This is a genomic window from Rhizobium ecuadorense (assembly GCF_001187535.1).
GTDB lineage: Bacteria > Pseudomonadota > Alphaproteobacteria > Rhizobiales > Rhizobiaceae > Rhizobium > Rhizobium ecuadorense.
Genome location: NZ_LFIO01001790.1, coordinates 179,948 through 200,633, shown reverse-complemented (window position 1 = coordinate 200,633; position 20,686 = coordinate 179,948). Strand labels below are relative to the sequence as shown.

Genomic DNA, 20,686 nt, shown 5'->3' with positions numbered 1-20,686 from the left:
CGCGCCCACATTGGATGGAAGGCCTGCTGCCGTGATCCGCACGAAGATCGATACGCTGTGGTTCAAGCGGTGCTGCGCGTTTCACCTGCAGTTTCTTCCCGATCGCGATACGCTGTCAAAGCTCTGCGTCTTGCAAGACAGTATCGAGCGGGACAGCGCCGCCCCGCTCTCACGCGTCCCGGCGACCAGCCTGCACATGACGGTCGTCACCCTGATCAACGCGGCAGCCCAATTCAGCATTCCAAACGACGAGGTCTGGAAGCGCAACGGGGAAAGATGGAAGGAGATCGTCGCGAGACTGATCGAAGAGACCCCATCGTTTGATCTTCATTTTGATGAGGTGGCGGTTTCGGCAGCCGCTGTCTTCGTCAAAGCGGAAGAACCGGCGGAATTGCGCCAGCTTCGTTCGGCCATTTCACAGGCCATCGGCTTCGAAGAGTGGTATCCAAGCCCGCCTGATATAGCGCATATGACACTGTTCCGGTTTTTTGGCGAAGAGCCGGTGCCGACGGTCAGCTTCGACGCCGGTTGTTTGCCCATAGGCGTGCGGGCTGGATCCCTCACCTTGCTGGAAGAGCGCGTTTATCCAAATGTCGACACCAATATACTCAGCTCACCGCTCCTTTGCGGCAAAAGCGCGGAATAACAACTTCGGCCGGCCGAACCGCTCTGCTGGCTGATGCCGTTTCAGCGCATCAGCAGCGACACCAGGCCAGCCTGGGAGTTGACCCCGAGCTTGGAATAGATGTTTCTGAGGTGGGTTCTGACCGTCTCGTAGCTGATGTCGTCGGCGACGGCCACTTCCCTGGCGGAATGGCCCGATGCGATGCTCGATGCGATCCGGACTTCGGTTGCGGTCAGTCTGTAGAGCTGCATCAGCAGATCGCGCCGCTCAGCGAGGGGGCTCGCCATCATCGGCTCGGCAATCACGGCCACGGTCGGCCCCTCCAGGAACTCCGTGAACGCATCGGACTGAAGCCGGACGAGTGTGAGGCGGTAGTTATCCTGGTTCCGGCCCTTGACGATCGCCGTGTGCGGTTTTGTCTGCGCACCGTTTCGGGAGGTCAGGAATTCGAGAACGGCGGCGGACTTCTGGCATTGAAGTCCAAGCTTGCCATCAGCGGTGATCCGCACCGGCAAGCCGGCTTCCATCAAGGCGGCCGCGCTTTTATTGCAGCGACGAACTTTCCCTTGCTCCGAAACATAGATCAAGCCGACCCCGATGCTGTCGAACAGGGTCTGGGATGCGTGTTCGTGCGGCGCGAACAGATCGCGCTTGCGAATGAAATCGAACGCCCTCTTCAGATGCGGCGCCAGGATCGTGTACCGCGCGGCCGCCTCTCTGTTGAGATCGGGGTCCGCCGAAGACGTCGAGGTCGACAGGATGAAGGTGCGGCTTTCCTCCCGAATGATGGAAACACCGACACTCGTCTCGCATCCGGCCTGCGACTTCAGCCAGTCATTGTAAAATTCCGATTTGAGCAGCTCTTCCCGCGGAAAGATCTCGTCCCCGCACAGGCCCTGGCCGACGGGCACCAGGCTCAATCTCGGAATCCACGGATTGACCGCGGCAAAGTGGCTGCTGAACTGGTCGACCTCGGCCTGCGAGAAGCCCGACATGAAGGGAACATGGGCAACGGACGCGCTCAGATCGTGGTAATGCAGTGCGGCCTTGCCGCCCGGCGACGTCTGTGCAACCCGATCCAGGAAATCCTGCCAGCTGCACTCGCCGAAGAGGCTCCCGTAAATCAAATCCGTCAAATGAGATGAGACGTCAGTCGAGTGAACCATGATCGATTTTCAACATCGGCGAATAAAAGCATCTTCGAATAATCAATAGGGTTGAATTCGGAAATGCAATGGAATTCACACGTCGATTTCGGATGAAACTGCCGCACGCGTCCTGATGACAGGCTTTAATCCAGAAACCCATAGAGCCAGTCCCGCGTCTCCTCCGGCAAAGACACCGGCTGCTGATCCTCGCGAGCGCGGGCCTGCCAGATGATCTCCACCTCGGCGGCGCGTTCCTCTCCCGTATCGATCGAGACGATGAAGCCGATGGAGCGCACGCCGATCTTGTCGACGGCCGCGGTAAAAAGGGCCGGCTCGTCGTAATGCAGCGGGCGGTGGAGAACGCAGGTAATCTTGCTGGCGCTGTAGACGGGTTCGTCCTCGACCTCGGGCCGCGACGACCAGAAGCTTGCAATGACGGATTCGGCATAAGAAATATAGGAGGCCAGGAACATCCGGCCGGTCATATCGACATCGCGAAACGGCACATGTATTTCCGTCACACCCGGGCGTTTAGACTGACTCATCAACAACTCTGCCTACAAAATTCCCCGTCCATGAGAGTAGCACGGGGTTTTTCGAAGTAAACGGCTGAGATGACAGGAATTTATAATGACGCCGGCGGCGAGATGGTGCGGCAGGCGCGCTTGTTGAAATCGTCAGGCGATGCCCCATCTGCTGTGGAACATGACATAAGCGACCGATAGAGTGTCTCCATGAGCACCCGTCTTTATGAACATCCGATCTTCCTGGAACATGTGACGCCCGCCGGCCATCCGGAGCGATCGGACAGGATCCGCGCCATCAATGTCGCGCTCGAACATCCGAATTTCGAGCGGCTGGAGCGCCGGCAGGCGCCTGAGGCAAGCGAGGATGCGGTGCTGCTTGCGCATCCGGAAGAACATCTCAAAGCCGTCATGCGTGAGATCCCCGACGAGGAGGATCGGATCAACCAGCTCGAAGCGGATACCTATGCCAGCGTCAAAAGCCTGCAGGCGGCGCTGACCGGCATCGGCGGAGCGATGGCGGCGGTGGACGACGTCTTTTCCGGTGCCGCCGACAATGTCTTCGTCGCCGCCCGCCCACCGGGGCACCATGCCGAGAAGATGACGGCGATGGGCTTCTGCTTCTTCAACAATGCGGCGATCGCCGCCCGCCACGCGCAGAAAAGACATGGCGCCGAGCGCGTCGCCATCATCGACTGGGACGTGCACCACGGCAACGGCACCCAGGATATCTTCTGGGACGACCCCTCGGTGCTGTTCTGTTCGACGCATCAGATGCCGCTTTATCCCGGCAGCGGCGCCAAGGACGAGAAGGGCAAACACAATACCATCGTCAATGCGCCGCTATCGCCGAATGTCGGCAGCGACCATTTCCGCGAGGCGTTCAAATCGCGCGTGCTGCCGGCCGTTGCCGATTTCCGGCCGGATCTCGTCATCATCTCCGCCGGCTTCGACGCCCATCACCGCGATCCGCTGGCGCAGATCAACCTGACGGGCGAGGATTTCGACTGGGCGACCGGGCGGGTCCTGGAGCTCGCCGATCGGTACGCGAAGAACCGGGTCGTCAGCCTGCTCGAAGGCGGTTATGATCTCGAAGGCCTCGCCGAATCGGCAGGCATGCATATTCTGCGAATGATGAAGGGTTGAGAATGACTGACAGCGCCAAGCCTGAGGTATCGGGCCTTTCCTTCGAAAAGGCGGTGGCCGAACTCGAAAGCATTGTTGCCCGGCTGGAACGCGGCGACGTGGCGCTAGATGAATCGATCGAGATCTATGAGCGCGGCGAAGCGCTGAAGAAACATTGCGAGACGCTGCTTTCGGCCGCCGAGAACCGCATCGAGAAGATCCGACTCGACCGCGCCGGCAAGCCGCAGGCCGTCGAACCGCTCGACGGCGCCTGAGGCGAAACCGCTGCCGGGGCGCTTGGCGATCGGCTTGCGACCGATCTATGATCCCCTTCCAGAATCTTGAGGGGACTCACCAATGACGGACAGATTGAAGGGCAAGGTCGCTATCATCTCGGGCGGCGCGACCGGCATGGGCGGGGCCGCCTCGAAGCTTTTTGCGGCGGAAGGCGCGCGCGTCGCGATCATCGACCGCAATGGAGAGGCGGCAGCCGAGACCGTCAAACAGATCCGTGATGCCGGCGGCGAGGCCGATTATTGGACGGCCGATGTCTCCGAGGAGGCCGCCGTCAATGCCGCCGTCGCGGGCGTCGAGGAACGCTACGGCGCGGTGACCGTGCTCTTCAACCATGCCGGCACCATCGTCATCAAACCCTTCCTGGAAACGACGCTGCAGGAGTGGGACTGGCTGCATGCGGTCAATGTGCGCTCGATGTTCCTGATGACCAGGGCGGTGCTGCCGAAGATGATTGCGGCCGGCGGCGGATCGATCGTCTGCACCTCGTCGATCTCGGCGGTCGCCGCCACGCCGATGGAAGTGCTTTACGACACGACCAAGGGCGCCGTGCATATGTTTGCCCGGGCGATCGCGGTGGAATTCCGCGACCGCAACATCCGCTGCAACGCCGTCTGCCCCGGCTTCATCCGCACGCCGCACGGGTTGCGCGAGGTCGCCGACCTGCAGGCGCTCGGCGTCGATGTCTCGGATGCCGCCATCGCCGCGCAGCAGGGGCGGATCGGCGAGCCCGAAGACGTGGCCCGGGCCGCGCTTTACCTCGCCAGCGACGAATCGAACTTCGTCAACGGCGCCCATCTCTTCGTCGACAATGGTTTTACGGCGATCTGAGATAGAGCGGGCTCAGCGCCCGATTGGACGCGCGGCGCTTCAGGCACTATCTCTAGCCCACACCCTAGCGATCGGAGAGCCGCCATGTCCTTTTTTCCCGGTAAAGATCCCCTGCCCGGCGATGCTTTCGCCTGTGATGCGATCGAGAATCTGATCATTCCGCGCACCAGCGATATCGGCGGGTTTCAGGTGCGGCGAGCGCTGCCGACGCGGCAGCGGCGCCTCGTCGGGCCGTTCATCTTCTTCGACCGCATGGGGCCGGCGATCCTGAAGCCCAACGAGGCGCTCGATGTGAAGCCGCATCCGCATATCGGGCTGTCGACGGTCACCTATCTCTTCGACGGCGAGATCCGCCATCGCGACAGCCTCGGCACCGAAAAGGTCATCCGTCCCGGCGATATCAACCTGATGACGGCAGGCCGCGGCATCGTGCATTCGGAACGCACGCCCGACAATCTGCGCGGCCATCCGCTGCTGATGTCGGGGCTGCAGACCTGGCTGGCGCTGCCCGACGACAAGGAGGAGATCGATCCCTCCTTCGCCCATACGGAAAAGTCCGACATGCCGCTGATCGAGACGCCAGGCGTGCGCGGGCGCGTCGTCATCGGCTCGTTCGAAGGCATGACATCGCCGGTCGGGGTTTTCTCCGACACGCTCTATGTCGATCTGAGCCTGCAGACGGGCGCAAAGTTTCCCTTCGGCGCGGCGCATGAAGAACGCGCCGTCTACGTACTGTCAGGCGAGGTCGTCATCTCGGGCGACCGTTTCGCCGCCGACCAGCTGCTGGTCTTCCGGCCGGGCGATCCGATCACGCTGGAAGCCGGGACCGACGGCTGTCACCTGATGCTGTTCGGCGGCGCGGCGCTGAATTCGAAACGCTATATCTGGTGGAATTTCGTTTCCTCCTCGAAGGAGCGGATCGAAAAGGCCAAGGAGGAATGGCGCAGCGGCCGTTTCGATATCGTTCCCGGCGACGAAGAGGAATTCGTGCCTTTGCCGGAAGGGTGACGGCGGCGGCGATGCGCCGCCGACGACTGGCTGCGGATTCTCAACCCGCGAAATACCGCGTCAGCGCGCCCTTGGTGCGGTTCACGTAGCCGTCCTGCCAGCTGTCGTCGACGTTGAGAAAGCCCGACCAGCCCTTCTTGCCCTGGCGCTTCAATTCCGCCTCGACGGCGCGGAAGCGATAGTGGTCATAGACGTCGAGGATATGGACGGAATAGGCCTCGGCAAGCGCACGGTCGCCTTTGACGATCAGCATGTTTTCGTCATTGGCGTAGGAGGCCTTGAAGCCGAGATTGTGGCTGCCGAGGACGACGACGCATTCGTCCGACAGGGGATCGATCACCAGCACCTTGTCGTGAATGATGGCGCCGACCTTCTTGGCCGTCAGTTCTTCGGCGCCGAAATCCGCCAGCAGCTGGCGGTCGTCAATGCGCGAGGCCCGGACGATCGAGACATTGGCCTCGTCGAACGTATGGGGCGAGATAGCGTCGGTATCGTCGTCCTCATCGTCGGGATCGTTCTCCTTGCCGGCGACGTAGTTGGGCATGGCCTGGGCGCTTGAAACGGCGCCGGTGATGATCAGCTTCTGATCCTTGAGGCCGATATCGATCGCCTCGCCGACAATGCAATCCCTGCCCGACTGGCCGGGATAGAAGGCCAGAAACAGCACCGCGTGCTCGGCACGGCGCATCAGGCGGTAGACTTCACGAAGATCGGGCGGAATTGCCTTGCCTTTTCTGCGGCTCTGCATGTTCGGCGAGAACCAGGCTTCGAGTGAAGCGCCGTTGCCGGCCGAGACGATGGAAGGTGTCTCGTTCGAGCGCCGGAATTTCTTGCTCTGCTGGTTGTCGGGCATGCCGTCATCGAATTCGACGGGCGCCTCCAGCGTCGCATTGTCTTCCAGCATCCGCTCCCAATAGGCGACATAGGCCGCGGCAACCGCATCGTTGCGGACAATCAAGGCGTTGTTGGACTGGCCGGCCAGTCCGGTCGCCGTCCAGTTGGTGCTGCCGGTGAAGACGCTGCGCGGAGCGCCATCCGGCGGTATGTGCACGACGAATTTGTTGTGGCCGATCTGGCTCGAATTGTTGAACATCCGGTGGTGAATCTCGACGCCGGCATCGATCAGCGCCTGGCGTGCATGCTCATTGCGCACATCCCAATCGTCCCCGACCTTTCCGGTATTGGCAAGGATGATGCGCAGCTTCTCCTTGTTGGCAATCAGCAGCGCCAGCAGCTCCTCGTCCTCCAGTTCGTAGAGGGCGACAAGGAAGCGGCCTGGCGCATTCATGAATTCCCTGAGCATCGGAATGACATCGCCGGCCAGATATTTGCGGATGCCGTTTTCAGGATTGGAAATCATGTCGATCAGCTCGTTCGGCTGTTTCACGCCGTCCTCGAGCAGGACGTTGCGCAGCCACTGCGCGGCGAGAATGCCGTTGGTGAAGGTCGACTCGAACTGGCCGCGCTTGCGCGTCACATGGACCGGGTTGGTGGAGACGGCCGGCCCGAGATAACCGAGCGGCCGCGGGGCGCCCTCATAGGCCTTGACCGCAACCTTCTCGTAGCTGCCGTCGGCCTTCCTGATCGGCTTGCCGTTGTGATCCCGCTTGTTGATCTCGACCAGCGCAGGCGTCGGATCGGGGGCTGCCTGCATGCCCGGCTTCAGATCGCCGAGCGGACGGATCTCGTAACGCACGCGGACCTCGTCCGGCCGCCGTTTCATTTCATTGCGCCGCTTGCGCAGCGTCAGGTCGCGCCAGGAAAGCTTCTGCACCGGCCAGAGCGACGTCGTCTGCGGCAGCCAGTGAGGGTTGCGCTGGCCCTTGAAGGCGACCCAGGCGGCGCAGGTCACGCGGTCCTCGCTGCCATCGGGTCTTTTCGACACGTTTCCCTGCTCGTCGAGATAGACGCGGACGACTTCAAAGCCGAGGCATCCGTCGATCTTGGCGTCGATGTCCCAGGCCACGAAGGCGACCTCGTTGTTCACATAGGCATGCGCTGCAACAATCGTTCCCATGGCCCGCCCCCAAGTCAGTGCGAGCCAACATTGCTACCATTCCGTGTCATATTCAAGCGGCTCGCCGGCGCTTGGCGCTTCGATCGGCGGGGTGGAAAACCAGGGCGGAAGCAGGCCAAGATCAGGTGAATGCAACTCACAGAAATAGAATGTGATATGCCCCGAAACCGCTCACACATTTTTCCGCCATGCTCTAAGGTGAAAACCTTCGGTTCCTGAAACCACTTGTTTTGCCTCGTTCTAATCGAATAAAGCGGTACAAGGAAAAGTAAGAAAGAGCGCCCGCCCGTGACACAACTGCCGAAGACCCCCCTGCTCGACCAGGTCATTTACCCCGCCGACCTGCGCAAGCTCGAGGATCGCGAGCTGCCGCAGCTTGCCCGCGAAGTCCGGGACGAAATGATCGATGCGGTGTCGCGCACCGGCGGCCATCTTGGCGCCGGTCTCGGCGTGGTCGAGCTGACGATCGCCATTCATAACGTTTTCAACACGCCCGACGATCGGCTGATCTTCGATGTCGGCCATCAATGTTATCCGCACAAGATCCTCACCGGCCGGCGCGACCGGATCCGCACGCTGCGCCAGGAAGACGGGCTGTCCGGTTTCACCCGCCGGGCCGAGAGCGAATATGATCCCTTCGGGGCGGCGCATTCCTCGACCTCGATCTCGGCCGGCCTCGGCATGGCGATCGCCGCCGATCTCGACAAGACCGACCGACGCGTCATCGCCGTCATCGGCGACGGGGCGATGTCGGCCGGCATGGCCTATGAGGCGCTGAACAATGCCGGCGCGCTCGACGCGCGGCTCATCGTCATCCTCAACGACAACGACATGTCGATCGCGCCGCCGACAGGGGCGATGAGCGCCTATCTCGCCCGCCTTGCCTCCGGTCGCACCTATATGGGCTTCCGCGACTTCGGCAAGAAGCTGACCGCCTATCTCGGCAAGAACATCGACCGGGCGATCACCCGCGCCGTTGAGCATGCGCGCGGCTACGTCACCGGCGGCACCATGTTCGAGGAGATGGGCTTCTATCATATCGGGCCGATCGACGGGCATTCCTTCGACCATTTGCTGCCGGTGCTGCGCAACGTACGCGATAATGGCCGCGGACCGGTGCTGATCCATGTCGTCACCCAGAAGGGCAAGGGCTATCCGCCGGCGGAAGCCGCGGCTGACAAATATCACGGCGTCAACAAGTTCGACGTCATCACCGGCGCCCAGGCCAGGGTCAAGCCGAATGCGCCGAGCTATACCAGCGTCTTTGCCGAAGCGCTGGTGCAGGAAGCCGCCCTCGACGACAAGATCGTCGGCATCACCGCCGCCATGCCGAACGGAACCGGCCTCGACAAGCTCGCCGACGCCTTTCCGTCGCGCTGTTTCGATGTCGGCATTGCCGAGCAGCATGCCGTGACCTTCGCCGCCGGCCTTGCGGCGGAAGGCTACAAGCCGTTTGCGGCGCTCTATTCCACCTTCCTGCAGCGCGCCTACGACCAGGTCGTGCACGACGTGGCGATCCAGGGACTGCCGGTGCGTTTTCCGATCGACCGCGCCGGCTTCGTCGGCGCCGACGGACCGACCCATGCCGGCTCCTTCGACACCGCCTTCCTGACCACCCTGCCCGGCTTCGTGGTGATGGCGGCGGCCGACGAGGCCGAACTCAAGCACATGGTGCGCACGGCTGTCGCCTATGACGCCGGGCCGATCTCCTTCCGTTATCCGCGCGGCGAAGGGGTCGGCGTCGACATGCCGGCGCGCGGCGAAATCCTGCAGATCGGCAAGGGCCGCATCGTCAAGGAAGGCACCAAGGTGGCGCTGCTCTCCTTCGGCAGCCGGCTTGCCGATTGCCTGCTTGCCGCCGAAGACCTCGATGCCGCCGGGCTTTCGACGACGGTCGCCGATGCGCGCTTCGCCAAGCCGCTCGACCACGATCTGATCCGCCAGCTCGCCCGCCACCACGAGATGGTGATCACCGTCGAAGAAGGCTCCGTCGGCGGCTTCGGCAGCCAGGTGATGCAATATCTCTCAAGCGAGGGCCTGCTTGACAACGGCCTGAAGATCCGCTCGCTTGTCATGCCCGATATCTGGATGGAACAAGCCAAACCCGAAGCGATGATCGCCCATGCCGGCCTCGACCGCGCCGGGATTGTTTCGACCGTGTTCAGGGCGCTGGGGCGCGGGGTTGCAGTTGGGGTTGCGGGGTAGGTGAATTTGTGAGGGTGTGCCGTGTGAAGGCCCCTCATCCGCCTGCCGGCACCTTCTCCCCGTAAACGGGGCGAAGGGGATATGCCGTAACCTTTCCGTCCCTCGCCAACGTCTCGCAGGGCACGTCCCCTCGCCCCGTTTTTACGGGGAGAGGGTTAGGGTGAGGGGCAGGCTCTTGCTCCCGCCTATGCCGTTCGACCGTGAAAAAGGGCGCGCGTCGGCTGCTCATCGCTATACTTGCTCCAGCAGCCACCCCACCCTCCGTCATGCTCGGCCTCGAGCAACATCCGCTTCCTAAGAAAAGCGTCTTCAGAACTCCGTCCAGTCTTCCTGAACCGCAACCGCAGCGCTCGCCTGCCTGCCGCCAAACGCCTTGGCGACGGTGCGGGTCAGGGCGCGGGCCGGCGAGGCGACCGGGCGGGCGTTGGGGGCGGCGACGGTGGCGCGCGGTGCTGCGGCGTCCGGCCTGGTCTGGCCGAGTTTGAACTGGCGCAGCAGCTCGTCCAGCGCGCTTGCCTCGCTGGCGAGCGCATGGCTTGCCGCGGTCTGTTCCTCGACCATGGCGGCATTCTGCTGGGTGCCCTGGTCCATGTTGTTGACGGCGGTGTTGATCTCCTGCAGGCCGATCGATTGTTCGCGGGTGGCGGTGACGATCGCGCCGACGTGGTGGTTGATCTCCTGCACCTCGGCGACGATGGCCTCCAGCGCCTTGCCGGTCTCGCCGACGAGGGAGACGCCGGCAACGACCTGTTCGCCCGATGTGGTGATCAGCGCCTTGATTTCTTTCGCCGCCTTGGCCGAGCGCTGGGCAAGCTCGCGCACTTCCTGGGCGACGACGGCAAAACCCTTGCCGGCTTCGCCGGCGCGCGCAGCTTCGACGCCGGCATTCAGCGCCAAGAGATTGGTCTGGAAGGCGATGTCGTCGATGACGCCGATGATGTTGGAGATCTCGCCCGAGGATTTTTCGATCTGCTGCATGGCGGAGACCGCCTTGCGGACGACTTCGCCGGATTTTTCGGCGCCGAGGCGGGTGCGCTCGACGAGATTGCCGGCATCCTCGGCGCGCTTGGCGCTGTCGCGGACGGTGGTCGTCACCTGCTCGAGCGCTGCGGCGGTCTCCTCGACGGCGGCAGCCTGCTGTTCGGTGCGGTGGGCAAGATCGTCGGCGGCTGAGCGGATTTCGCCGGCGCCGGCATTGATCGCCGAAGCGTTGCGGCCGACCGACTGCAGGGCTGCCTGCAGCTTTTCGACGGCATGGTTGAAGTCATTGCGCAGGCTGTCATATTGCGGCGCGAACGGCGTCTGGATACGGCCGGCCATATCGCCATTGGCAAGCTCGGCAAGGCCGCCGGCCAGGGCATCGATGGCGTGGCGGATCTCGCCTTCCTCGCGGGCCTTCTGCTCGTCGGTTGCCCGGCGCTGGCGCTCGGCGTCATCACGCATGCGGTCGGTTTCGCCGGCAAGCCGCAGCTTCTCGATCGCCGCCTGCTTGAAGACCAGCACCGACTGGGCCATGCGACCGACTTCGTCGCCGCGGTCGGTCGCCGGGACCTCGATATCGTTCTCACCGCCGGCGAGGCGATCCATGGCCCCGGTCATGCCGACGATCGGGCGGACGATGGTGCGCGACATCAGCCAGGCGAGCCCGGCGGCGGCAAGCGAGGCGACAATACCGCCGGCCAGCAGCGTCGTCTTCAGATCGCTGTTGGCATCGGCGCGGATTTCAGCAAGCGCTTCGGACTTCTCGCGGGCGCTGGCCTTGATTTTGGCCGAGGCCTGGCGGAAGCCGTCGAGCTGGCCCTTGGTGGCGTTGACGCCGATCTTGACGACCTCTTCGATCGGCATGTCGGTCTCCTTGCGCGCCTTGGTCTGCGGCTCGGCCAGTTCATGGAAGTAGAGGTCGGCGGCCTTCTGCATGCCGTCGATCATCTCGACCAGTTGCGGCTCGGCCGCGGCCGTCTGCCTGGCGGCGGCAATCGCCTTCAGCATGCGCTCGCGGTTGGCGAAGACATCGCCATAGGTGCTGTCGCTGCGGAACAGGATGAAGCCGCGCAGGTTGACGGCCTGTTCGAGCATCGCCTGCAGCGCATCGTCGATCTGGTTGACGAGCAGCTCCGACTTTTCCTGCTCGGCCGACGCGGCCGCCGACGCCGTCGCCTTGGAATAGACGAAGGCGGAAACGGCGACGAAAATAAGAATGAGGGCTGCGAACGTGGCCGCGAGCTTCCCGTTCAAGGATATGTTTTTAGCGGACATCGGTGAATTTCTCCTGACGACAGTCGACGCGGCGAAAGTGGGTCGCGCGTGAGGCGCAACCGCAAGACCTTCTGAATTGAGACCATGATCGGCGTTGAAACGCTTGCGCCGTCATGGCGCCGAGCGGTCCGGACGAACCGCTGCAATCGAAGCGAAGCTATGCGGGCGAGCTTTAGATTTGCTTAAATTAGCCGCCGTCGAAGCGGCGCGGACCATGATTAAAGTTGCTTAAATCAAGGCTGCTTCGGTTCCGCTTCCGGCGGATTGAGGATGAGAATGTCGAAATCCTTTGCCGGATCGAAATCCTCTGATGTCATCCGGAAGGTCGTCGGGCCGATCTTTTCGACATTGCTTCCGCAGAAGCTGATGAGACTGCCGGGCTTGCCCTTGTCGACCGTCAGCTGGAAGCGCCGGATCGGTCCCGCCCAGTTGGCGCCGGTCGACAGCACATAGGAGATCCAGCTTTCGGTATAGTTGGCGCCGCCCGCCTCGGCTTCGCCGGCACGCTGCTGAGCGACCCTGACGAAGTCCGCATCCAGGCAGTATTTGCGAGAATATTCCTCGAAGCGCTCGCCCTTCGGCTGGCCGTTATCGAGAAAGCTGATGGCGACGGTGCCGCCGACCGCCGGCTGATAGCTGTGTTCGACGCTGACCTTCTTCTTGGCCGGAAAGGTGGTGCGCCACCAATAGGTCGAGCGCAGCGTCCAGAGCGGTACGAGATCGGCGTCGGTCATGGGATAGATCAGCCCGCGGGCGATCCAGTCCTTGCGGACGGTGTCGGGGAGCTTGGCGAGCGCATCGCGGGTCTTCTGGCTGTAAGGCAGGACGGGAATCTTGTTTTTGGCTAACTCGTCGGTGACGTCGATACCGAGCGAGACGACACGCTGCTGCAGCTTGGCGGTGATCGGCCTGCCATCCTGCACGGTGGAGAAATGCAGGAAATTGTCGCTGTCATAGTCTGAAATGGCGGAGTTGCTGTCAACCTGACCTGAGATATCGGGCATCGGGAAGGCGACCAGGCTTTCGACATCCTTGTCTGATGTGTTCTCGAACACGTAATCGACACGCACCTGCGAAGCGGAGATGAAGAGATCCTCCTGCACCATGCTGACATCGTCGGACTGGGCAAAGATCAGCCCACCGGTCTTGACCTCGGCCATGGTGTCGTTCGCCAGCGCCGGCGATGCGATCCCCGCGGCGACAAGAAGAGTGAAGAGCTTCAGCATAAAACACCCCCGTGTCCGCGGCCCGCCCCGTCATCGCCGCCGCAGGATTATCGCCGAAAGCTTTAGAGGGTCAATGACGCTGTCTGGAACAAAATGCTTGCAACCGGCGGCTTTGCCGGTCATTCACAGCCGATGTCCGATCAAAACAGCCAACGCCTCGACCAACTTCTTGTCTCCCGCGGTCTCTTCGCCAGCCGCTCGCGAGCCCGCGACGCCGTGCAGCGCGGCACCGTCAGGATCGCCGGCCTGGTGGTGACGAAGGCCGGCGCGCTCGTCGTCGACGACGCTGCCATCGAGATCGACGATCCGGCGCAGGACTATGTCTCGCGTGCGGCGCTGAAGCTTGCTAGCGCCCTCGAGCATTTCCGGCTCGATCCGGCCGGCCATCACTGTCTCGATATCGGCGCGTCCACCGGCGGCTTCACCGAGGTGCTGCTGCAGCGCGGCGCTCGGCATGTGACGGCGATCGATGTCGGCCATGGGCAGATGCATCCGCGCATTGCAGCCGATCCGCGGGTGACCAACAAGGAAGGCCTCAACGCCCGCAACCTGACGGCAGACGATATCGGCGAGCCCGCCACATTCATCGTCTCCGACGTCTCCTTCATCTCGCTGAAGCTGGCGCTGGCGCCGGCTCTCGACATCGCCGAAGCGGGTGCGGTCGCCGTGCTCCTGGTCAAACCGCAGTTCGAGGCGGGGCGCGAGGCGATCGGCAAGGGCGGGCTGCTGAAGGATCCCTCGTCTGCGCCCGCCGTCGCTGCGCAACTCGCGCGCTGGTTCACCGAGGACATGGGCTGGAACAGCCTCGGCCTCATCCCCTCCCCGATTGCCGGCGGCGACGGCAATCAGGAATATCTTCTGGCAGGATTGAAACCGTGAGCACCGAAACCGTCACGATCGAAAAACTCGGCGCCCAGGGCGACGGCATTGCCGGCAGCGCCGGCGGGCCTGTCTATGTGCCCTTCTCGCTGCCGGGGGAAACCGTCGCCATCGCCCGCGTCAAAAGCCAGGGCACGATCATGTCGATCACGACAGCCTCGCCCGACCGGCAGGAGCCGCCCTGCCGGCATTTCGGCCCGGATGGCGTCAACGGCACCTGCGGCGGCTGCACGCTGCAGCATATGGCCGATAGCCCTTATCGCGCCTTCAAGCGCCAGCTGGTCATCGATGCGCTGCGATCGAAGGGGCTGACGCCTGAGGTCGGCGAGATCGTGCCGGCCCGGCCGGGCGAGCGCCGGCGCGTGGTATTTGCGGCGCGCAAGACCGAGAAGGACATGCTGATCGGTTTCAACCAGGCCGAAAGCCATCATATCGTCGCGATCGAGGAATGTCCGATCTCGTCGGCGGGGATCGTCGCCCGGCTGCCGGCGATACGGGCGATTGCCGCGGCACTCGCGACCAACGCCGAACCCTTCCGCGTTTCCGTGCTGGAAACGCTGTCCGGCCTCGATATCGCGGTCGACGAGGTGAAAAAACTCTCCGATGCGCAGCGGCGCAAGGCGGTGGAGATCGTGCTCAGCCTGCGCGGCATTGCCCGTGTTTCTTTGAACGGCGAAATCCTCATCGAGCCGTCGAAGCCGCTGATCGATTTCGGCGGCGTCCAGGTCTCGCCTCCGCCGGGCGGCTTTGCCCAGGCGACAAAGCCGGCGGAAGAGGCGATGGCCGAGCTGGTGCTTGCCCATGCCGGCAAGGCCAAACGGATCGCCGATCTTTTTGCCGGCGCCGGCACATTTTCGCTGCGGCTGGCGCGGATCGGCCGCGTGCATGCTGTCGAAGCCGAGGCAAAGGCGCTTGCCGCCCTCGACCACGCCGCCCGCAACACGCAGGGGCTGAAGCCGGTCAGCATCGAAAAGCGCGATCTCTTCCGCCGCCCCTTGATGACGCAGGAGTTCAAGCCCTATGATGCCGTCGTCTTCGATCCGCCGCGCGCCGGTGCGGAGTTCCAGTGCAAGGAGCTTGCCCGCTCCGCGGTGAAGAAGATCGCCGCCGTCAGCTGCAATCCGCTGACGCTGGCGCGCGACCTCGCAATCCTCGTCGAGGGCGGTTACCGGATCACCGGCGTGACGCCGATCGACCAGTTCCTCTGGACCTCGCATGTCGAGGTGGTGGCGACGCTGGAGAAATAGTCGGCCGCCCGCCGACTCACCCCGTCCATATCAATGCCGAGGGCGCGATGCCCTCAAGCATCCTTATTGCGTGCCGGATTCGCGCTCCGCACCCACATTCAGCCGAATTGCCCGCGTTCCAAGTTTCGCACCGCTGACGCCATCGATGGCGATCGGCTCGATCTCCAAGCCCGTTTCGACATCGACATAGCGGGCGAGTTCGCCATCGCAATGGCGGTGCGCCCACGCCCCGATCATCATCAGCACCGGCAGGAAATCCCGGCCTGCTTCCGTCAGCACGTACTCCTCGCGGGGCGGCCGCTCGGAATAGAGGCGCTTTTCCAGCAGGCCGTCATCCGTCAGCGCCTTGAGGCGCTTGGTGAGCATGGTCGGCACGATGCCGAGGCTCTTCCTGAACTGGTCGAAGCGGGTAAGGCCGGTATGGGCGTCGCGCAAGACCAGAATGCTCCAGGCATCGCCGACGGATTGAAGGCCGCGGGCGACCGGGCACTGCGGAATCGGATTTTTTTTCATTAGGTATCTTTTCGATAGTGACACGATATCGAAAAGATAGTAACAGATCGGCCAACAATGATCCACCCTTTGAAAGCGGACAGTATGATCGACAAAAGCAGAAACGTTGCGCTGGTCACCGGTGCGTCCTCCGGCATTGGCCTTGTCACGGCCCAATCGCTGGTGAAGGCCGGCTATCGCGTCTATGGAACAAGCCGCAAACCAGTCGCCAACAGGCCCGGGATAACGATGCTGATCTGCGACGTGACGGATCAAGCATCGGTGGAGGCTGCCATTGCCGAGATCCTGCAACAGGCCGGCCGGATCGATCTTGTCGTCAACAATGCCGGGATCGGCCTGCTCGGCGGCGCCGAAGAATCATCGATCGACCAGGCCCAGCGGCTTTTCGACGTCAACCTTTTCGGTGTCGCCCGCGTCGTCAATGCCGTGCTGCCGGTCATGCGCAAGCAGAAGAGCGGCCGGATCGTCAACATGAGCTCAATCCTGGGACTTATCCCATCCCCCTACAACGCCTTCTATGCCGCAACCAAACATGCGCTCGAGGGCTATTCGGAATCGCTCGATCACGAAGTGCGCAACTTCGGCATTCGTGTCATTCTCGTCCAACCCGGCGTCACCAGAACATCTTTCGAGGAAAACCTGACACGCGCAGACCAACCTCTTCCGGTCTATGCGTCGGAGCGGACCCGTAGCGAAGCGCTGATGCGCAAATGGGTGGAAACGGGCGACGCGCCGCAGGTCGTCGCCGACATGGTCGTCAAAGCCGCAACAGCCAAGAAGCCGAAGCTGCGCTATTCCGCCGGCAAGCAGTCACGCCAGGTCCGCTCGCTTCGTCGCTACCTGCCGGAGCGGCTGGTCGACAGCCTCTTGCGCAAGGTCAACGAGTTTCCGGCCTCGGCTTGAGTCTTTAATCGAGGACAGGATTCAGATTTCGAGCCGACACGCTTAAAGTCACCCTGTTCTCGGCCAAGGAAACCGATTCTGAATGCGCAAGACCAAAAGACGAAATCCCTACTATACCGGCCCGGTGTCCGATCACTTCGACGGCACATACTTCTTCAATCCAGACGGTATTGAGCCCCTTGGTTTCCGCGATTTGCTGCGATGGCAATTCGATGGTGGCCGTGAGCGTTGGCCACGGTCGGTCCCAAGCCCATATCCGGCGGTCAAGCCGGATCCACGTGTCGACGGTGGCGATCTGCGGGTGACCATGGTTGGGCATGCGACCATGCTGGTGCAGGTCGCCGGGCTCAATATCCTCACCGACCCGGTGTGGTCGGAGCGCGTCAGTCCCTTCACCTTTGCCGGGCCGAAACGCGTCGTCCGACCGGGCATCGCATTCGATGATCTGCCGTCGATCGATCTCGTGCTGATCTCGCACAATCATTATGATCATCTCGATATCGCAACGCTCAGGCGGCTGCATGCGAAGCATCGGCCGCGTGTGGTGACGCCGCTCGGCAATGACACGATCATCCGCCGCGCCGTGCCCGATCTACAGACAACAGTGATGGACTGGGGCGAGTGCATTGCGCACGCCGGAATCAGCATCGATGCGGAACCTGCGCATCATTGGTCCGCCCGCGGCGGCACCGACCGCCGCATGGCGCTCTGGGCCTCGTTCGTTCTGTCGACTCCGGCCGGAAAGATCTATCACGTCGGCGATACAGGCTTTCACCACGGCATCAATTACAAAGCCGCACAGCAGAAGCATGGCGGCTTTCGCCTGGCCATTCTACCCTTCGGCGCCTATGAGCCGCGATGGTTCATGCAAGGCCAGCACCAGAATCCGCGGGAGGCGGTGATCGGGATGACGCTGGCAAACGCGGCCTATGTGGCGGGGCATCACTTCGCGACGTTCCAACTGACGAATGAAGCGGTCGATGCGCCGACGAGGGCATTGCAAGATGCAATGCGCGAGCATGATATTCCCCCGGAGCGGTTCCGGCCGCTGAGGGCCGGCGAGGTCTTCGATGTGCCGGCGGTTTAAAGCAGTTCCAGCAAAAATGTGAAGCGCTTCAGCGGCGCATGAAGGCTTCGAAGGCGGCCCGGGCTTCGGCGCTTTTCAGACGGGCGGAGAAATGGCCGGCCTCCTCGTCGATGCGGGCGATGATCTCGTCCCTGTCGCCACGGACGAGATCGCGGGCGATACGCAGCGCCTGCGGCGGCTTGGCGGCAAGGCGAGCGGCGGTCGTCAGCGTCATAGCATCGACTTCACCGGGTTCGACCACCTTCCAGATGAGACCGGCCTCCTTTGCCTCCGCTGCGGAAAAGGCCTCTCCGGCCGCGAGCATGGCGAAGGCGCGCTGGTGGCCCATCAGGCGCGGCGCAACCAGACTGGAGCCAGCCTCCGGCACCAGCGCCAGATCGACAAAGGGGGTACGGAACTGGCTGCGGCTCGAGGCGATCGTCAGGTCACAATGGAGATGGATGGTCGAGCCGATGCCGATCGCCAGACCGTCAACGCCGGAGACCACCGGTTTTTCGGCCTTCACCAGCGCATAGAGGAAATCGAGGATTTCCTGCTCCAGGCCGCCGCCGCCGACCGCGGCGGCAAGGAAGTCGTTCAGATCATTGCCTGAGGAAAAGCAGCCCTCGGTGCCGAGAAAGGCTATGGCGCGGATGGCGGGATCGGCATCGGCCGCCTTCAGCGCATCGGCCATTGTCCGGTACATGGCACGGGTGATGGCGTTCTTCTTCTCCGGCCGGTTGAAGCGGATGAGCTGGACGCCGGGATGGGCGGAAGGCTGCTCGACGATGATGTGATCGGTCATGGAATCTCCTCAGAGGTCTTGGGGTCGCCTCAGGCGAGCAGGATGCGGGCGGCGGCAAGGCTTGCCGCGCCATTGACCACGCGGTCGCCAAGGGCTGCGGTCTCGGCCAGCAGGTTTTCGGCGGCGAAGCGGCAGAGCGCGACGCGGCCCTCGCCCCTGCCGTCGCCGCTTTCGGCAAGAGCGCCCTTGGCGAGATAGCAGCCGGTGAGCACGAGGCCGAACAGGCGCTGATAGGGTGTCGCACCCGAGAGCGCCTCGGCCGCCTTGCCATCGGCCAGCATCTTCGTCAGCCAGGCGGTCGCCGCTTCGAGATCAGAAATCGCTGCGTCGAGCCTGGCGGCGGTCTCGCCGAAGCCATCGAGATTGGCGCGGCGGACGCTGTCGGCGATCTCCTTCAATTCAGCGATGAAGCCCGTCACCTGATCGCCGCCGGAGAGCGGCAGCTTGCGGGTGACGAGGTCGATCGCCTGGATGCCGTTGGTGCCCTCGTAGATCGGCGCGATCCGGGCGTCGCGGAGATAACGCGCCGCACCGGTCTCCTCGATGAAGCCCATGCCGCCATGCACCTGAATGCCGAGCGAGGCGACGTCGACGCCGGCGTCGGTGGAAAAGGACTTGGCGATCGGCGTCAGCAGCGCGGCGCGTTCCTGCCAGTGGCGGCTCGTATCGCCTGCCCGGTGGGACATGTCGATCGCATGGGCGCAGGCATAGGAGATGGCGCGCGACCCTTGGGTCAGCGCCTTCATCGTCAGCAGCATCCTGATGACATCGGGATGTTCGACGATCTGGCTCATGCCGGGCCCGCTCCAGCCGGGCGCCTTGCCCTGGGTGCGCTCCCTGGCATAGGCGAGCGCCTTCTGGGTGGCGGCCTCGGCGATCGCCACGCCCTGCATGCCGACGGCGAGACGGGCATTGTTCATCATCGTGAACATGCAGGCGAGCCCCTTGTTCTCCTCGCCGACCAGCCATCCGACAGCACCTTTTTCGTCGCCGAACCGGCCGTCGCCATAGATCATCGTGCAGGTCGGCGAGCCGTGGATGCCGAGCTTGTGCTCGAGCGAGTGGCAGAACAGATCGTTGCGGGGGCCAAGCGAGCTGTCGTCGTTCACCAGGAATTTCGGCACCAGAAAGAGCGAAATGCCGCGGGTGCCGGCCGGCGCATCCGGCAGGCGGGCCAGCACCAGATGAATGATATTGTCGGCCGCGTCATGCTCGCCCCAGGTGATGAAGATCTTCTGGCCGAAGATGCGGTAGCTGCCGTCGGCGCGGCGCTCGGCGCGGGCTTTCAGTACACCGAGATCGGAGCCGGCATGCGGCTCGGTCAGGTTCATGGTGCCGGTCCATTCGCCGGACACCATCCTTGCCAGATATGTCTCCTTCAGCGCAGCGCTGCCATGGGCGCTGACCGCCTCGATGGCGCCCATCGTCAGCGTCGGGGCGAGCGCAAAGGCCATGGAACCGGAATTCCACATTTCCAGTGCGGCGACATTCAGCATATGCGGCAGAGCCTGGCCGCCGAAAGCTGCGGGCGCCGTCAGGCCGTTCCAGCCGCCGGCGATCCAATTGCGATAGAGATCGCGCCAGCCGTCCGGCAGCCTGACCTCGTCCCCTTCCAGACGGGCGCCCTGGCGGTCGCCGATGTCGGCGAGCGGCGCCACCTCCTCTGTGGCAAAACGTCCCGCTTCGGAGAGGATCGCGTCGATCAGATCTTCGCCGAGATCGCCGAGATGCCCTTGGGAAACCGCCTCGCCCATGCCGGCTACGTGCTTCAACGTGAACGCGATTTCCTCGACGGGCGCCTTGTACATTGTCTTCCTCCGCGGGACCGGCCTGCATTGTCTGCCCTTGGGCAAAGCCTTCCGTGGCAAAGGGCTAATTGATTTTTACGTAAACGTCAATTTCGATTTCCCGGCCTGCCATGTGATAATTCACCGGAAACAGCGCTTGGCCCTTGCACCCTCGCACAAATGGACGTCATGAAGTTTCTCTAGGGGAAATCTCCGAAAACGACATC

At 63.1% G+C, this 20,686-nt stretch carries 18 protein-coding genes; 10 read left to right on the top strand and 8 right to left on the bottom strand.

Annotation, left to right across the window (positions count from 1 at the left end):
- Positions 1-31 precede the first annotated feature (31 nt).
- Positions 32-646: a 2'-5' RNA ligase family protein gene (locus tag AF337_RS36990; protein WP_049736014.1), complete on the top strand. Its 615-nt coding sequence runs from the start codon at positions 32-34 to the stop codon at positions 644-646.
- 41 nt (positions 647-687) lie between these two features.
- Here AF337_RS36990 and AF337_RS36985 read toward each other — a convergent pair whose 3' ends face one another.
- Both AF337_RS36985 and AF337_RS36980 read right to left on the bottom strand, forming a co-directional pair.
- Positions 688-1,791 carry a helix-turn-helix transcriptional regulator gene (locus AF337_RS36985; protein ID WP_049736013.1) on the bottom strand — a complete coding sequence of 368 codons (1,104 nt, stop codon included), beginning with the start codon at positions 1,789-1,791 and terminating at the stop codon, positions 688-690.
- A 125-nt stretch (positions 1,792-1,916) separates the two neighbouring features.
- Positions 1,917-2,318 (bottom strand): acyl-CoA thioesterase, encoded by a 402-nt coding sequence (locus AF337_RS36980; protein WP_049736012.1) that lies wholly within the window; start codon positions 2,316-2,318, stop codon positions 1,917-1,919.
- 189 nt (positions 2,319-2,507) lie between these two features.
- Between AF337_RS36980 and AF337_RS36975 the strand changes: the two genes are divergently transcribed.
- The 4 genes from AF337_RS36975 (at position 2,508) to AF337_RS36960 (ending at position 5,555) form a co-directional block, all read left to right on the top strand.
- Positions 2,508-3,443: a histone deacetylase family protein gene (locus AF337_RS36975; protein WP_049736011.1), complete on the top strand. Its 936-nt coding sequence runs from the start codon at positions 2,508-2,510 to the stop codon at positions 3,441-3,443.
- A 2-nt stretch (positions 3,444-3,445) separates the two neighbouring features.
- Positions 3,446-3,697, top strand: coding sequence for an exodeoxyribonuclease VII small subunit (locus AF337_RS36970; protein WP_047613900.1), 252 nt, complete (start codon positions 3,446-3,448; stop codon positions 3,695-3,697).
- An 82-nt stretch (positions 3,698-3,779) separates the two neighbouring features.
- A complete protein-coding gene (locus AF337_RS36965; protein WP_049736010.1) occupies positions 3,780-4,547 on the top strand; it encodes an SDR family NAD(P)-dependent oxidoreductase in 768 nt (255 codons plus the stop codon).
- Positions 4,548-4,631: 84 nt separating this feature from the next.
- Complete coding sequence (locus tag AF337_RS36960) at positions 4,632-5,555, top strand: pirin family protein (RefSeq protein WP_049736009.1); 924 nt, start codon at positions 4,632-4,634, stop codon at positions 5,553-5,555.
- 40 nt (positions 5,556-5,595) lie between these two features.
- Here AF337_RS36960 and AF337_RS36955 read toward each other — a convergent pair whose 3' ends face one another.
- Entirely contained in the window at positions 5,596-7,572 is a 1,977-nt protein-coding gene (locus AF337_RS36955) for a phospholipase D-like domain-containing protein (protein ID WP_049736008.1), read from the bottom strand.
- 288 nt (positions 7,573-7,860) lie between these two features.
- Between AF337_RS36955 and dxs the strand changes: the two genes are divergently transcribed.
- A complete protein-coding gene (gene dxs / locus AF337_RS36950; RefSeq protein WP_049736007.1) occupies positions 7,861-9,777 on the top strand; it encodes a 1-deoxy-D-xylulose-5-phosphate synthase in 1,917 nt (638 codons plus the stop codon).
- Between the two features lie 309 nt (positions 9,778-10,086).
- Here the strand turns inward: dxs and AF337_RS36945 are convergent, their stop codons facing one another.
- Positions 10,087-12,033: a methyl-accepting chemotaxis protein gene (locus AF337_RS36945; RefSeq protein WP_049736006.1), complete on the bottom strand. Its 1,947-nt coding sequence runs from the start codon at positions 12,031-12,033 to the stop codon at positions 10,087-10,089.
- A gap of 233 nt (positions 12,034-12,266) precedes the next feature.
- Positions 12,267-13,259: a DUF4424 domain-containing protein gene (locus AF337_RS36940; RefSeq protein ID WP_049736005.1), complete on the bottom strand. Its 993-nt coding sequence runs from the start codon at positions 13,257-13,259 to the stop codon at positions 12,267-12,269.
- Between the two features lie 93 nt (positions 13,260-13,352).
- Here AF337_RS36940 and AF337_RS36935 point away from each other — a divergent pair, with 93 nt between their 5' ends.
- Entirely contained in the window at positions 13,353-14,138 is a 786-nt protein-coding gene (locus AF337_RS36935) for a TlyA family RNA methyltransferase (RefSeq protein WP_406550040.1), read from the top strand.
- Positions 14,135-15,385: a class I SAM-dependent RNA methyltransferase gene (locus tag AF337_RS36930; protein WP_049736004.1), complete on the top strand. Its 1,251-nt coding sequence runs from the start codon at positions 14,135-14,137 to the stop codon at positions 15,383-15,385. Before AF337_RS36935 ends, AF337_RS36930 begins: the two co-directional genes overlap by 4 nt.
- A 63-nt stretch (positions 15,386-15,448) precedes the next feature.
- Here the strand turns inward: AF337_RS36930 and AF337_RS36925 are convergent, their stop codons facing one another.
- Positions 15,449-15,898, bottom strand: a complete 450-nt coding sequence (locus AF337_RS36925; RefSeq protein WP_049736003.1) for a winged helix-turn-helix transcriptional regulator — start codon at positions 15,896-15,898, stop codon at positions 15,449-15,451.
- An 84-nt stretch (positions 15,899-15,982) separates the two neighbouring features.
- On the opposite strand from AF337_RS36925, the gene AF337_RS36920 reads away from it, so the two are divergent.
- Positions 15,983-16,801: an oxidoreductase gene (locus AF337_RS36920; RefSeq protein ID WP_049736002.1), complete on the top strand. Its 819-nt coding sequence runs from the start codon at positions 15,983-15,985 to the stop codon at positions 16,799-16,801.
- A gap of 82 nt (positions 16,802-16,883) precedes the next feature.
- Positions 16,884-17,888 (top strand): MBL fold metallo-hydrolase, encoded by a 1,005-nt coding sequence (locus AF337_RS36915; RefSeq protein WP_049736001.1) that lies wholly within the window; start codon positions 16,884-16,886, stop codon positions 17,886-17,888.
- 28 nt (positions 17,889-17,916) lie between these two features.
- Here AF337_RS36915 and AF337_RS36910 read toward each other — a convergent pair whose 3' ends face one another.
- Entirely contained in the window at positions 17,917-18,672 is a 756-nt protein-coding gene (locus AF337_RS36910) for a crotonase/enoyl-CoA hydratase family protein (protein WP_049736000.1), read from the bottom strand.
- Positions 18,673-18,701: 29 nt separating this feature from the next.
- Positions 18,702-20,480 (bottom strand): acyl-CoA dehydrogenase family protein, encoded by a 1,779-nt coding sequence (locus AF337_RS36905; RefSeq protein ID WP_049735999.1) that lies wholly within the window; start codon positions 20,478-20,480, stop codon positions 18,702-18,704.
- Positions 20,481-20,686: the final 206 nt, after the last annotated feature.